The sequence below is a fragment of the Pseudomonas sp. NS1(2017) genome, assembly GCF_002269425.1.
GTDB classification, from domain to species: domain Bacteria; phylum Pseudomonadota; class Gammaproteobacteria; order Pseudomonadales; family Pseudomonadaceae; genus Aquipseudomonas; species Aquipseudomonas reactans.
Map to the genome: position 1 here is coordinate 3,046,699 of NZ_CP022960.1, position 13,972 is coordinate 3,060,670.

The 13,972-nt window shown below is 61.7% G+C and carries 15 protein-coding genes; 10 read left to right on the forward strand and 5 right to left on the reverse strand.

The window, feature by feature from the left end:
• Positions 1–2: 2 nt before the first annotated feature.
• Positions 3–869, reverse strand: coding sequence for an MBL fold metallo-hydrolase (locus CI807_RS14395; RefSeq protein WP_095015102.1), 867 nt, complete (start codon positions 867–869; stop codon positions 3–5).
• Positions 870–973: 104 nt separating this feature from the next.
• On the opposite strand from CI807_RS14395, the gene CI807_RS14400 reads away from it, so the two are divergent.
• Both CI807_RS14400 and CI807_RS31430 read left to right on the forward strand, forming a co-directional pair.
• Complete coding sequence (locus CI807_RS14400) at positions 974–1,879, forward strand: LysR family transcriptional regulator (RefSeq protein ID WP_095015103.1); 906 nt, start codon at positions 974–976, stop codon at positions 1,877–1,879.
• Between the two features lie 98 nt (positions 1,880–1,977).
• Positions 1,978–2,154, forward strand: coding sequence for a hypothetical protein (locus CI807_RS31430; RefSeq protein WP_016975214.1), 177 nt, complete (start codon positions 1,978–1,980; stop codon positions 2,152–2,154).
• Here CI807_RS31430 and CI807_RS14405 read toward each other — a convergent pair.
• Complete coding sequence (locus CI807_RS14405; RefSeq protein WP_095015104.1) at positions 2,147–3,025, reverse strand: helix-turn-helix domain-containing protein; 879 nt, start codon at positions 3,023–3,025, stop codon at positions 2,147–2,149. The genes CI807_RS31430 and CI807_RS14405 overlap by 8 nt on opposite strands.
• A 189-nt stretch (positions 3,026–3,214) precedes the next feature.
• Between CI807_RS14405 and pobA the strand changes: the two genes are divergently transcribed.
• Positions 3,215–4,399 carry a 4-hydroxybenzoate 3-monooxygenase gene (gene pobA, locus CI807_RS14410; protein ID WP_177409630.1) on the forward strand — a complete coding sequence of 395 codons (1,185 nt, stop codon included), beginning with the start codon at positions 3,215–3,217 and terminating at the stop codon, positions 4,397–4,399.
• A gap of 66 nt (positions 4,400–4,465) precedes the next feature.
• Complete coding sequence (locus CI807_RS14415; protein WP_095017550.1) at positions 4,466–5,983, forward strand: MDR family MFS transporter; 1,518 nt, start codon at positions 4,466–4,468, stop codon at positions 5,981–5,983.
• Between the two features lie 2 nt (positions 5,984–5,985).
• On the opposite strand, the gene CI807_RS14420 is transcribed toward CI807_RS14415, so the two are convergent.
• Together CI807_RS14420 and CI807_RS14425 are read right to left on the reverse strand one after the other, a co-directional pair.
• A complete protein-coding gene (locus CI807_RS14420) occupies positions 5,986–6,825 on the reverse strand; it encodes a cache domain-containing protein (RefSeq protein ID WP_095015106.1) in 840 nt (279 codons plus the stop codon).
• A 50-nt stretch (positions 6,826–6,875) separates the two neighbouring features.
• Complete coding sequence (locus tag CI807_RS14425) at positions 6,876–7,649, reverse strand: transporter substrate-binding domain-containing protein (RefSeq protein WP_095015107.1); 774 nt, start codon at positions 7,647–7,649, stop codon at positions 6,876–6,878.
• Between the two features lie 431 nt (positions 7,650–8,080).
• On the opposite strand from CI807_RS14425, the gene CI807_RS14430 reads away from it, so the two are divergent.
• The 5 genes from CI807_RS14430 to CI807_RS14450 all read left to right on the forward strand — a co-directional run bounded on the left by CI807_RS14430 (position 8,081) and on the right by CI807_RS14450 (position 12,738).
• On the forward strand, positions 8,081–9,451 hold the full coding sequence (locus tag CI807_RS14430; protein WP_095015108.1) for a glutamine synthetase family protein: 1,371 nt from the start codon (positions 8,081–8,083) through the stop codon (positions 9,449–9,451).
• Positions 9,452–9,552: 101 nt separating this feature from the next.
• Positions 9,553–10,152, forward strand: a complete 600-nt coding sequence (locus tag CI807_RS14435) for a class I SAM-dependent methyltransferase (protein ID WP_095015109.1) — start codon at positions 9,553–9,555, stop codon at positions 10,150–10,152.
• Between the two features lie 122 nt (positions 10,153–10,274).
• Positions 10,275–11,408, forward strand: a complete 1,134-nt coding sequence (gene rnd / locus CI807_RS14440) for a ribonuclease D (protein WP_095015110.1) — start codon at positions 10,275–10,277, stop codon at positions 11,406–11,408.
• Positions 11,405–11,698 carry a YcgL domain-containing protein gene (locus CI807_RS14445; RefSeq protein WP_033902606.1) on the forward strand — a complete coding sequence of 98 codons (294 nt, stop codon included), beginning with the start codon at positions 11,405–11,407 and terminating at the stop codon, positions 11,696–11,698. Before rnd ends, CI807_RS14445 begins: the two co-directional genes overlap by 4 nt.
• A gap of 107 nt (positions 11,699–11,805) precedes the next feature.
• A complete protein-coding gene (locus CI807_RS14450; RefSeq protein ID WP_095015111.1) occupies positions 11,806–12,738 on the forward strand; it encodes a D-2-hydroxyacid dehydrogenase in 933 nt (310 codons plus the stop codon).
• Between the two features lie 35 nt (positions 12,739–12,773).
• Here the strand turns inward: CI807_RS14450 and CI807_RS14455 are convergent, their stop codons facing one another.
• Positions 12,774–13,358 carry a nitroreductase family protein gene (locus CI807_RS14455; protein ID WP_095015112.1) on the reverse strand — a complete coding sequence of 195 codons (585 nt, stop codon included), beginning with the start codon at positions 13,356–13,358 and terminating at the stop codon, positions 12,774–12,776.
• 154 nt (positions 13,359–13,512) lie between these two features.
• Between CI807_RS14455 and CI807_RS14460 the strand changes: the two genes are divergently transcribed.
• The gene (locus tag CI807_RS14460) at positions 13,513–13,962 is read left to right on the forward strand and encodes a YcgN family cysteine cluster protein (protein WP_003172524.1); all 450 of its coding nucleotides are present in this window, start codon (positions 13,513–13,515) and stop codon (positions 13,960–13,962) included.
• Positions 13,963–13,972: the final 10 nt, after the last annotated feature.

A 13,972-nucleotide genomic window follows, 5' to 3' on the forward strand; every position in this document is an offset into this window, starting at 1 on the left:
GTTCACCACTTCATTTCGCCCTTGGCGACTTTGGCGCTCAGTTCCAGCGAGCTTTCGTCGGCCAGGGTGGGGTAACGCTTTTTCATGGCTGCGATCAGGGCGGCAGAGTCCTTGGCCTTGGCGGTCTCGGCGTCGAAGGCCTTGATGTAGTCAGCGGTAAAGGCCACGGATTGCAGGGATGGCGTGCCCAGGTAGTGGCCAGGCACCACGGTGCGCGGCTTCAGTTGTTCAATGCGTTGCAGGGTGGCGAGCCAATCCTTGTGGGACTGCGCGCTCTGGGTGTCGGCCATCCACAGGTGGATGTTTTCGGAGACGACTACGCCACCGACCACGGCCTTGATCGACGGGATCCATACAAAGCTGCGATCCGGCTGTGGGCCGTCCAGGCCGATGACCTCCAGTGGCTGGCCTTCCAGGCTCAGGCTGTGGCCTTCAAGGACCTGCGGCACGATGGTTTTAGTCGGCTTGTCGGCACCCATTTTCGGGCCCCAGAACTCCAGCTTGCCGGCCACGGTGGCCTTGATGTGGTCGACCACCGGTTGCGGGGCCAGCACCTTGGCGTCGGGGAAGGCGGCGGTGAGGGTGTCGAGGCCGAAGTAGTAGTCCGGGTCGCCATGACTGATGTAGATGGTGGTGAGGTGCTTGCCGCTGGCGCGGATCTTCTGCACCAGTTGTTCGGCCTGGCCTTTACCGAATTGGGCGTCCACCAGGATCGCGTCCTTGGCGCCGCTGACCAGCACCGAGCTGACCGGGAAGATCGCGGCTTCGCCTGGGTTGTACACATCCAGCTTCAGGTCGGCCGCGGCCGCATGGGCGGCGAAGGCCAGGGCGGCGGTGGCCAGGGTCAAGCGCTTGAAGGTTGAGAACATCGGGCAGCTCCAGCATCGGTAAAGGATGCACAGAGCTTAGTTGCACAAAACCAGACTAAAAATGCGATGCTGGGACATAGTTTGTTTCTGAAAGTGGACAGATCATGGATCGTCTTCAAGCAATGCGCGTGTTTGTCACGGTGGTGGACCTGGGCAGCCAGTCCGCCGCCGCCGATCATCTGGACCTGTCGCGGCCGGTGGTGTCGCGTTACCTGGCGGAGCTGGAAGACTGGGTGGGTGCGCGTTTGCTGCACCGCACCACGCGCAAGCTCAGCCTGACGGCGGCGGGCAGTGAAACCCTGCCACGCTGTCGGCAATTGCTGGAATTGTGTTGCGACATGCAAGCCGCCGTCAGCGAGCCCGATGAAGCGCCTCGTGGTTTGCTGCGTTTGAGCGTCAGCACCTCGTTCGGCCAGGCGCAATTGGCCCAGGCCATTGCCGAGTACGTCAAGCGCTACCCGCTGGTGACGGTCGACTTGCAGATGCTTGACCGCACGGTGAACCTGGTGGACGAACGTATCGACCTGGCCATCCGCACCAGTAGCGACCTGGACCCCAATCTCATTGCCCGGCGCCTCACGGTGTGCCGCTCGGTAGTGTGTGCCTCGCCGGCCTACCTGCTGGAGCATCCGGCGCCGCAGAAGGTCGAAGACCTGGCGCGGCATAACTGCGTGACTCACGCGTATTTCGGCAAAAGCCTGTGGCATTTCGACCAGGCCGGTGAGCCTGTCTCGGTGCCGGTGCACGGCAATATCACCGGCAATGAGTCCAGCACCTTGTTGCGCGTGACGCTGGCCGGGGCAGGGGTGTCGTTGCTGCCCAGCTACGAGGCTGGCGATTACATCCGGCGCGGCGAACTGGTGCGCCTGCTGCCTGACGCCGAGCCACGACAGATGAACATCTACGCGGTGTACGCCTCGCGCAAACACATGCCGTCAGCGCTGCGCAGCTTGCTGGATTTCCTGGTGTTGCGGTTCCCGGAAGAGCCGGCGTGGGATGTCGGGCTCTAGGCTGGGATCAACCTGTTGAATGTCGTCCGATAATGGCAACTTGGCCTGGTTGACCTATGCTTTAGACAGCACCCTGTAGATCCGCAGAGGTCTGTGCCATGAGCATTAAAACCAGAAAGTACCTGATGATTTTCAGCCTGTGCGCCATTGCCAGCGCACTTTACGGGACCGCCGCCTACCGTGTGGAGCAAACACGTATGCAGCCGACCTTTGCGATCAGCTGTCATCAGGATCAATGCGTTCCCCGCACCGGCAGTTTCAGCGCGCTCAGGTAGCCGATGGTTCGGCTTTCAACTGCTCGCGAAACGCCTTGGGTGAGAACCCGACCCGTCGGCGAAACAGCCGAGAGAAGTTGGTGGGGTCGGAAAAACCCAACACCTCCGACATCTCATTGATGGTCATGCTGGTGTACGTCAGCAGGCGTTTGGCTTCGAGCAATTGGCGGTCATGCATGATCTGCAGTGCAGGTTGGCCGCCCAACTCCCGACACGTCCCGTTCAGGTGTGAGACCGAGATGCCCAGCTTGTGGGCAAGATCCTCGATCTTCGGGTGTTCGCGGTAATGCTGCTCGACCAACTGGGTAAAGCGCCGGAAGTATTCACGCCCCCGTGGCGCCCGTGGGTGACGGCGCTGGATGGCCTGGCGGCTGATCCATACCAGCAACACGCTGACCAACGCGTGCATCATCATGTCCCGTGCCGGTTGTTCATCGGCGTATTCATCCTGCAAGCGGGCGAACTGGCTGTTCAGGTAATCACTGTCTTTGCCCGCCGGGTAACTGCCGAGTGTCTGTAAACCGTCCACGGTGGTGCCCAACTGTGTTTGCAGGTGGCTGACCAACGGCGCCGAAAGCGTCACTACGTAGCCTTCGACGTCCTCAGGAAAACGGAACCCGTGCACGCATAAAGGCGGCAGGACTTGCAGGGTCGCTTCGTTCAGGGTGGTGCGCTGGCCTTCGATTTCCAACTGTGCCTGGCCTTTGTGCACGTAGAGCAACTGGCACAGATCCGCGTGCCGGTGGGGTTGGATTTCCCACTGGTATTCCCGACTGCGCCGGGAAATGGTTTCGCAGTGCAACAAATCGGGGGTGGGCCATTGCTGGTGTTCCCCGTAAAGCTTGAAGACCGGAATTGCGGTTTTGGTCATGGTTTCAACCCGATACTCGGAAGAGTGGTGCGGTAATCGCCCCGATTGGCAAAAAGCGCAGGCTTTGGCGCAGTTTTCACCTTCTTATGCCGCTCACTCAAGTGAAAAATGTCAGCAACAAGACCAATGACAACTCTTTCACCCGATCCGTTCGGGTGGAACTTGCGGGCCATAAAAATAATGAAAACGCTGAAAACCCAAGTCGCCATTATCGGCGCCGGTCCGTCCGGACTGTTGCTCGGTCAACTGCTGCACAACGCGGGGATAGAGACCCTTATCCTAGAGCGCCAGAGCGCCGATTACGTGCAAGGCCGCATCCGTGCCGGGGTGCTGGAACAAGGCATGGTCGACCTGCTGAGGCAGGCGGGTGTCAGTCAGCGAATGGATAGCGAAGGCCTGGTGCATGATGGTTTCGAGTTGGCGCTGAACGGTCAACTCACCCATATCGACCTCAAGGGCCTGACAGGCGGTCAATCGGTGATGATTTACGGCCAGACCGAAGTCACCCGCGACCTGATGGTCGCCCGTGCCGCCGCCGGTGCCACCACCCTGTATGAAGCGCGCAACGTGCAGCCTCACGCTCTCAAAAGTGATCGACCCTGGCTGACCTTTGAACATCAGGGCGAAGCTTTCCGCCTGGAGTGCGATTACATCGCCGGTTGCGACGGCTATCACGGCATTGCGCGCCAATCGATCCCGGCTGAATCGCTCAAAGTCTTCGAACGGGTCTACCCCTTTGGATGGCTGGGCATCCTGGCCGATACGCCCCCCGTTCACCCTGAGTTGGTCTACGCCAAGCACACGCGCGGCTTTGCGCTGTGCAGCATGCGTTCGCCAACGCGCAGCCGTTACTACCTGCAGGTGCCGGTGGAGGAGCCGATTGACGAATGGTCCGATGCACGCTTCTGGGACGAACTGAAAGCCCGCCTGCCCAGCCACCTTGCAGAAAACCTGGTCACCGGCCCATCTATCGAAAAAAGCATCGCACCGCTGCGCAGTTTTGTGGTGGAACCCATGCAGTACGGGCGCCTGTTCCTGCTTGGCGATGCGGCGCATATCGTGCCGCCGACCGGCGCCAAGGGCTTGAATCTGGCGGCCAGTGATGTGAGCACCCTGTACCGGATCTTGCTCAAGGTCTACGGCGAAGGGCGGGTGGATCTGCTGGAGCGCTATTCCGCCATCTGCCTGCGGCGGGTGTGGAAGGCCGAGCGGTTTTCCTGGTGGATGACCTCGATGCTGCATCAGTTTCCCGAGGCGGATGGTTTCAGCCAGCGCATCGCTGAGAGTGAGCTGGAGTACTTCATCCACTCCGAAGCGGGGCGCAGGACCATCGCAGAAAATTACGTCGGGCTTCCTTACGAAGCTATCGAATAGCCTGCTATCGTATCGAGCATTCCCGTGGGCCGCCTTTTCCCGCGGGCCCTGCTCGAAGGTCCTGCCGTGACGCACCTCAATCAGCCCGTTCCGCCGCTGCCCGCTGTGCGCAGCATTCTCGCCTCACTGATGATGGCGATCTTCCTGGGGGCGTTGGACCAGACCATTGTCGCCGTGTCCATGCCCGCGATCTCCGCCCAGTTCCATGACGTCAACCTGCTGGCCTGGGTCATCTCTGGCTACATGGTGGCGATGACCGTCGCGGTGCCGATCTACGGCAAGCTCGGCGACCTGTACGGGCGGCGGCCGATGATGCTGATCGGCATGGGTCTGTTCACCCTGGCCTCGCTGTTCTGCGGCATGGCGCAAAGCATGGAGCAACTGGTGCTGGCGCGGATCCTCCAGGGCATCGGCGCTGGCGGCATGATTTCGGTGAGCCAGGCGATCATCGGCGACATCATCCCGCCCCGTGAACGTGGCCGCTACCAGGGCTATTTCAGCAGCATGTACGCGGTGGCCAGCGTGGCCGGGCCGGTACTGGGCGGCTACATGACCGAGTACCTGTCGTGGCGCTGGGTGTTCCTGATCAACCTGCCTTTGGGCGCCGGCGCCTGGTACGTGGCTCATCGCACGCTGGTGGGGCTGCCGGTGCCGCAGCGCAAGCCGATCATCGATTACCTCGGCACTGTGCTGATGATCATCGGCTTGACCGCCTTGCTGCTGGGCATCACTGAAATCGGCCAGGGCCATCACTGGCGTGACAATCAGGTGCTGGGCTTGCTCGCCTGTGCGCTGGTGGCGTTGACGGTGTTTGTCTGGCACGAGCGTCGCGCGCGGGAGCCGTTGTTGCCAATGCATCTGTTCGCCAACCGCAGTGCGGTGCTGTGCTGGTGCACGATCTTTTTCACCAGCTTCCAGGCGATTTCCCTGACGGTGCTGATGCCGCTGCGGTATCAGACGGTGACCGGTTCCGGTGCTGACAGCGCGGCGTTGCACCTGCTGCCCTTGGCCATGGGCTTGCCGATGGGGGCTTATTTTGCCGGGCGCATGACCTCGGTGACCGGTCGCTATAAACCGATGATTCTCAGCGGCGCGCTATTGAGCCCCTTCGCGATTCTCGGCATGGCCCTGAGCGCGCCCCAGGCGGTGGGGCTGACGGCCTTGTTTATGCTGTTGTGCGGCATTGCGGCCGGCATGCAATTCCCGACCTCCCTGGTGGGTACGCAAAATTCGGTGGAGCAGCGCGATATCGGCGTGGCCACCAGCACCACCAACCTGTTCCGTTCCCTGGGCGGGGCGGTGGGGGTGGCGTGCATGTCGGCGCTGTTGCTGGCGCTGTTGCAGGATTCCAGCTTCGCCCACCTGGCCAGCGGCGCGCTGGTGGCCGAAGGCAGTTCCGGTAACGTGCTGCTCGACGGCCTCAACGCCGCCCCCGGCCCTGCGCAGGATGCCCTGCGCGGGGAGTTGGCGGTGACGTTCCGGCATTTGTTGATGGTCAGTGCGGCGGTGTCACTGCTGGGGCTGGCGGCGGCGATTGCGATGCCCAATCGGGTGCTACGTGGCCGTGAAGACAAGGCCACGTAGTCTCAAGGGCTGTAATAACCCACCGCCACCATGAAATGCCCGGCCTTGCGCACATACGCATGCTTGTTCTCGACCTTGTCGGTCACCGGGTTTTTCCAGCGGTATTTGTATTCGCCCTGATCCTGCTCGGCCATCAGCTTGAGGATCGGCTCGCCCACTGGCTTGCCGTCCGGGTCCTTGATCTTGCTGAAGTCGGTGTTGACCAGACGCAGGTTGGTGCCATGGGCTACATAACGTTGGGTATCGAGGTCCACCACGAACACATAAAGGTCGTCCTGCAGGAAACCACCCTGCAATGAGTTGATGGCCTTGAGTGTGCCGGTTTCATCCTTGAGCAAGGCGGTTGCCGCCTTGTTGCGCAGGGCCCGGGCCTGTTCCGGCGTGGCCCGTGGCAGGTAATAACCCACCGCGAGGATGCGTTCGCCCACACGCTGATAAAACACGTGCTTGTGTTCGACCTTGCCATCGTTCCAGTTCTGCCAACGATAGTCGGCCTGCTGGATGCCCTGGCCTTCCGGCACCTTCAGCGCATCCTTGAAGGACTGGCGCAAATCCGGCCCGAGGACTTCGGACACGTCACGGCCGATCAAGGCGGAGGAGGGGCCACCGCTGGCCAGCAGCACGCCTTGGGTATCGACCACGAACACATAGCGGTCTTGGTCGACGAATTCGCCCTGTCGGCTGAAAGCGGCAAACGCCTTGTCGCCGTTGCTTTGGTAGTAGTCCAGGGCTTTTTCCAGCAGCGCCTTGGCCGCCTGGGCGTCTTCATCCTGAGTCGTTGCAGCGTGCACCTGGCTGAAACACAACAGCAGCAGCCAGGTGAGTCGGAACACTACCTTCATTACCCATCCCTCGTTATTGTTGGTGTGACAACAGCGTAGACGGCTGTGGCTCAAGGCGCCGCCAACCACTGGCTAACGATAGCGTCATAGGCCCCGGTGGCCTGGCTCAGGTGCAGCCATTGATCGACGTAGCTTTTCCAGGCCACATCATCACGGGGCAACAGGAAGGCTTTTTCGCTGTACTGCATCTGCCGCTCGGGGTTCACCGCGCACAGCCCCGGCTTGAGCTTCTGCTGGTAACGCGCTTCGCTGGCGTCGGTGATCATCACATCGGCCTTGCCCGCCAGCAGTTCATCGAAGATGGTCACGTTGTCGTGCAGGCGGATCTGCGCCTGGCCCAAGTGGGCACGGGCGAATATTTCGTTGGTGCCGCCGGCCGGTTCGATTACGCGTACCTGGGGCTGGTTGATCTGTTCGACGGTCTGGTAGCGCTGCACATCGGCACAGCGCACCAACGGGATTTTGCCGTCGACGCCCAGGGATTGGCTGAAGAAGGCTTTTTTCTGGCGCTCCAGCGACACCGAAATCCCGCCCACGGCAATGTCACAGCGCTGGGCCAGAAAGTCCGGCATCAGGGTTTTCCAGGTGGTGGGCACCCATTGGATCTTTGCGTTGAGGCTCTTGGCCAGGGACTCGGCCATGGCGATGTCGATGCCTTCATAGCTGCCGTCGGCGCGCAGCGAGGTGTAGGGCTTGTAGTCGCCAGTGGTGCAAACGGTCAGCGTACCGCGCTGGAGCACCTGGTCGAGGCGTGAAGGCGCGGTGTCGGCCAGGGCGCTGGTGGCCAGACTTGCCAGTACACAGAGGGCGAAAGGAGCTTTCATGCGGTCGAGTCCTCGGGGCAGGGGGCTATTGTTTTTGTAGGAGCGAGCTTGCTCGCGAAAAAATCAAGCCGCCGAGTTTATCCTGACGGCCAGCGTTATCGTTAACGACCTTCGCGAGCAAGCTCGCTCCTACAGAGGTAGAGGGCGTGTGGATACGGCGAATGTTTAGCCAAGTCGCAACCAAACTCCGTCAACCCTGAATTTAATCACCTGTGCAGGCGTGTGACGCTGGCGGTTACCTCTAGCACTGTGATTCCTGCATGGACGGCTCCTCCGATACCCACCCCGCGACACTGCCGTCCGATCTCGCGTTCTGGGCCCTGTTCCACTGCCGACACGCACGCCCACCAGATAGCGCATTCCTACGTTGATCCATCCCCTGGATGGCGCGCACCTGCGCGCCTGCCTGACCCACACGTATGAGAATGCCCATGAGTGTCTTTGCCTGCCTGCACGAAGCCCAGTCCTTTCTTGAACAAAACCCGGACATCGAGATGTTCGAGCTGTTTATCCTCGACAACAACGGCGTGCCACGCGGCAAGTTGCTGCACCGCGATGAGTTGCTGGCGGTGTATGAAAGCGGCCGGCCGTTGCCCAGTACCATTCTTGGCCTGACCATCAATGGCGACGACGTGGAAAACTCCGGGCTGGTGTGGGAGGTGGGTGATATCGATTGCCGCGCCTACCCGATCAGCGGCAGTTTGCAGCGCATGCCGTGGCGCCTGATTCCGACGGCGGCCGTGCAAGTCAGCATGCACCCCACCGAAGGCCTGCCCGCGACCGTCGCCGATCCCCGGCATTTGCTGGCCAAGGTGATCGACGGGCTCAAGGCTGACGGTTACTACCCGGTGATGGCGGCGGAGCTGGAGTTCTACCTGCTCGACCAGAAACCCGACAGCAACGGCCGCCCGCAGCCGGCGCGGGATGTGGACGGCGGGCGCCCGCGCTCGACTCAGGTCTACGGCCTGCGCGAGTTGGAACAGATCGAACCCTTCCTCGCTGACCTTTACAGCGCCTGCAAACTGCAAGGCATCCCGGCGCGTACGGCCATCTCCGAATATGCGCCGGGCCAGGTGGAAATCACCTTGGACCACCGCGCCGACGCCCTGCAAGCCATGGACGAAGCGGTGCGTTACAAACGTTTGGTCAAGGGTGTGGCGCATAAACACGGGATGACGGCTTGCTTCATGGCCAAGCCGTTCGACGACGTGGCCGGCACCGGCATGCACATGCACGTGAGCCTGGCGGATGCCGAGGGCAATAACTTGTTCGCCAGCGAAGCCACCGACGGCACGCCGCTGTTGCGCCAGGCGGTGGGCGGCATGCTCAGCACCTTGCTCGATTCCTTGCTGATGTTCTGCCCCAATGCCAACTCCTATCGCCGCTTTCAGACCAACAGCTACGCCCCGCTGGCCGCCACTTGGGGCGTGGACAACCGCACCGTCAGCCTGCGCGTGCCGGGCGGGCCAGCGAGTTCTCGACATATCGAGCACCGAATCTGCGGTGCCGACGCCAACCCTTACCTGGCCGCTGCCGCGATTCTGGCCGGCATCCATCGCGGCATCCGCGAACAGCGCGACCCCGGCGCCCCGGTAGAAGGCAATGGCTACGCCCAGGCCAAGGAGTTGCTGCCTACCGACTGGTTGACCACCCTGCGCGCCCTGGAAGGTTCGAGCTGGGCGCGGGACGCGTTCGGCAGTGAATTCCTCGACGTGTACCTGGCGGTCAAGCGCGCCGAATACCGCCAGTTCATGGGCGAAGTGGGCGAGCAGGATTGGCGCTGGTATTTGCATCAGGCGTGATCGGCGTTTCGGTGGTGAGCGTTTCGACCTTTTTTTGACATTGCACTGGTTAAGCTGCGCATCAAGGTCGTTCACTGCCGTTCCACCCATATGAGCCCGCGATGTTGCCACAGCCACCATCCTCCATCGAGATTGAATACGCCGAGCGCTGTGACCGCGAGCACGCCAGGGTCTGCGGCGATGCACGCCCGCCAGGGCTGCGGCAGCGCTTGGCGTCGTGGCGCGACGAGCGGATGGTGCGCCAGGCGCTGAAAGTCTCCGGTGAACCGGGGTTGGTGTTGGACCTGGCCTGTGGCTCGGGGCGCTTCTGGCCAGTGTTGGCCGAACACGTCAACCGGGTGATCCTGGCGTCGGACAACTCCCAGGACATGCTCGACCATGCCCGCAGCCATCACCCGGCGTCCTTGCTCAAACGCGTCAAGACCTTCCAGGGCTCGGCGTTCTCTATCAGCTTGTCGGCGAATGCGGTGGATTGCATTTTCTGCCTGGAATTGTTTCGCCATGTGCCCAGCAGTGAAGGGCGCTTGGCCCTACTGCGCGAGTTCCACCGGGTCAGCCGCGACACGGTGATTGTCTCGGTCAACTCTCGTACCGCCGTCGAAGATGAGTTCCGCCAGGCGGGCTTCAAGGTCCTGCATCATCAGGAATTCATGCCGGGCTCAAGCCAGTGGCGGGTCTACGTGCTGCGTAAGAGAGGATAAGCCCCGCCTGTAGGACTATTCTTTAGCTCCTGTCTGAGTTTTCATGGTTGCCTGTGCACTGCGGATGCTCGCTAGCCCCTTTCGCGATATATACTGCGCGCCATTCTTCAAGGGAGAGCCGTGTGGCCATCGATATTCACTGGATCTGCGACAACGATAGCCTCGGCCAGCATTGCGCCGAATGGCAGCAGTTGCCATTCGTCGCCCTCGACACCGAATTCATGCGGGTCGACACCTTTTATCCCATTGCCGGGCTGATCCAGATTGGTGATGGCGTGCGCGCTTACCTGATCGATCCCCTGACCATCGACAACTGGCAACCCTTGGCCGCCTTGCTGGAGAACCCGGCGGTGATCAAGGTGGTGCATGCCTGCAGCGAAGACCTGGAAGTGTTGCTGCGCTTGACCGGCAGCCTGCCAGTGCCGTTGTTCGACACCCAGTTGGCCGCCGCTTACCTGAACCTTGGTTTCTCCATGGGCTATTCGCGCCTAGTGCAAGCCGTGCTGGATATCGAGCTGCCCAAGGGCGAGACCCGTTCGGACTGGCTGCAGCGCCCCTTGTCCGAGACGCAAGTCAGCTACGCCGCCGAAGACGCGGTGCACTTGGCCGAGGTTTACACCCGCCTGCGTCCGCAGCTGTCGGACGACAAGTACGCCTGGGTGCTGGAAGACGGTGCGGAGCTGGTCGCCAACCTGCGCCGTGAAGTCGACCCCTACGAGGTGTACCGCGACGCCAAGCTGGCCTGGAAACTGTCCCGCGCCCAACTCGCCGTACTGCGTGAACTGTGCGCCTGGCGCGAGCAGCAGGCCCGGGCTCGTGACCTGCCGCGCAACCGCATCATTCGCGAACACTCGTTATGGCCCCTGGCCAAATCCCAGCCGGATAACCTCGCCGCCCTGGGCAAGATCGAAGACATGCACCCGCGCACCGTGCGTCAGGACGGCCAGTTCCTGCTGGACCTGATCAAGCGTGCCGGCAGCGTGCCGATGGACCAATGGCCGCCTGCCGTTGCCGAACCGTTGCCGGTGGATGCCGCCGCGCTGATCAAGCAACTGCGCGCCCTTGGCCAGACCGAAGCCGAACGCCTGGAGATGGCGCCGGAACTGATGCTGCGCAAGAAAACCCTCGAAGCCCTGGTCAAAAGTGGCTACCCCGATGGGCCTTATAAATTGCCAGACTCGCTGCGTGGCTGGCGCCGCGAGTTGATGGGCCAGGCGCTGCTTGACAGCCTGGCTACCGCCGGAGAACAGCCTTGAAACGTATCTGCTCCATCTACCGCAGCCCTAAACGCGCCGGCATGTACCTTTACGTCCTGAAAAGCGATGCCCTCGAGCGCGTGCCTGAAGGCCTGCTCACCGTATTCGGCAAGCCGGTACATGCGTTCAACCTGGTACTGACGCCTGAACGCAAACTGCAACAGGAAGACATCGTGCAGGTGCTGGAAAACCTCGACAAACAGGGTTACCACCTGCAAATGCCGCCGCCCGAGGACGAGTACATCGAACACTTGCCCGAAGAACTGCTGCGCCGCAACGACCCGATGTGATCGACCGGTGCTCCGTCCGGGGCACTTGCTTCAATGGAATCGTATAAATGGGCGGTGGCCGTAAGGATGCGGGCAGCCGTCCGTACTGTTTTTGAAAGGTTTTATGCATGCGTGTTCTGATTGCTGAACAGGATCACCCGCTCTACGCCCAATTGCTCGGCGAAGCGGCACCGGACCTTGAAGTGCTGACCAGCGGCGACTCGGCAGAACTGTCGCGCCTGGCCGCCGATTGCCCGGTCTGGCTGGGCCAGCCGGACCTGCTGGCGACGCTGCTGCGCCAAGGCCATCATCCGCAATGGCTGCAATCGACCTGGGCCGGCATCACTCCGTTGCTGGCTGAAGGCTTGCCCCGCGACTATCGCCTGACGCGTGCGGTGGGCATTTATGGCCAGGTCATGGCCGAATTCGTGCTCACCTATATGCTCGGCCATGAACGCGAAGTACTGGCGCGCCTGGTCAGCCAGGTCGAACGCAAATGGGACAACCGCATGGGCCAGAGCCTGGCGGGGCGCAAGGTACTGATCGTCGGCACCGGCGATATAGGCCAGAGCGTTGCCGAGTTCCTGGTACCGTTCGGCGTGAAGCTGTACGGCATCGCCAGTTCCGCTCGGGAACAGGCACCGTTTATCCAAGTGGCCGGGCTCGACGCACTGGGTCGCCTGGTGGGCGAGGTGGACTACGTGATCAACCTGCTGCCCAACACGCCAAGTACCCATGACCTGTACGATGCGGCGCTGTTCAAGCAATTCAAGCCGACCGGGTTGTTTATCAACGTTGGGCGTGGTGTGTCGGTAGTGGATGCGGACCTGGTCGAGGCCTTGAAAGAAGGGCATCTGGCCGGTGCGGTGATTGATGTATGCCGCCAGGAGCCGTTGCCCCAACGTCATCCGTTCTGGACCGCCTGGGGGCTGTTGCTGACTGGCCACAGCTCGGCGCCGACGTCACCGGCATTGATGGTGGAACTGTTCGTACAAAATGTGCGGGCGTATCAGGCCAAGCAAGCATTGCGTGGAACCGTGGATTTCGAGCGCGGTTACTGATAGCAGAGGAGCCGGCATGCCGGCTCCTCTCGGCATTACAGGCTGAAATCACCTTCTGAGACCAACTCGCTCAACGGACGGCGCGGGCTTGGCGCCTCACGACCTTGCAGGTACTCCGGCAAGCTCGACTTGTCCCCCAGCTTGCCGATCGCCACGGCGGCATGCAGGGCATAACCTTCCGGGATTTTCAGCTCTTTGCGGGTCAGCTCCTGGTCGAAGCCGGCCATGCCGTGGGAGTGCCAGCCGCTGAGGCTGGCTTGCAGCGCCAGGTGGCCCCAAGCCGAGCCGGTGTCGAAGGTGTGCCACAGGGCCGGGGTTTCTTCCGTAGCGCCGGGGGCGGTGAAGTCGGTTTTCGACGCGATGATCACCAGGGCCGACGCATGCTGCGCCCAGTTGCGGTTGAATTCATTCAGCAAACCCAGGAAACGCTCCCAGTCCGGCGTGTCGCGTCGCGCGTAGAGAAAGCGCCAAGGCTGCGAGTTGTAGGCGGACGGCGCCCAGCGCGCGGCTTCGAAGAAACTCAGCAGGGTCTCCTTGGAGATGCTCTCGCCGGTGAAGGCGCGGGGCGACCAACGGTCGGTGAACTGGGTGTGGATCGGATAATCGGCAACACGTGTCATGGAGCAGTTCCTGATCGTCAATTCGGCGCTCAAAACTACTGCGCGGCCACTAGACTGACAAGTGTTGTTACACCGCCAGTCGTAAGCGCTTGGCCCCAGGGGCCTTGGGCACTAGACTGGCGGCCTTTTCACCTACCGATACTGATGTAGAGCCATGGCCGCCAAAGTCGAACCTTTCTGGATACGCAAAACCCTTGAGCACCTCGACCAGGAGGAGTGGGAGTCGTTGTGCGACGGCTGTGGCCTGTGCTGCCTGCAAAAGCTTGAGGATGAAGACGACAACAGCGTCTATTACACGCGGATCGCCTGCAAACTGCTCGACCTGAAAACCTGCCAGTGCACCGACTACCCCAACCGTCGCGCGTCAGTGCCGGATTGTATCCAGCTCACGCCGGGCCAGGCCGACCAGTTCAAATGGTTGCCGCCCACCTGCGGCTATCGCCTGGTCAGCGAACGCAAGGACCTGCCGCTGTGGCACCACTTGGTCTGCGGCGACCGCGATGCCGTGCACCACGAACGCATTTCCCAGTCCGGGCGCATGCTTAGCGAAGGCAGCGTGCCCGAAGACGACTGGGAGGATTACCTGATTTTCCGCGCAGGCTGACAAGGAGTGG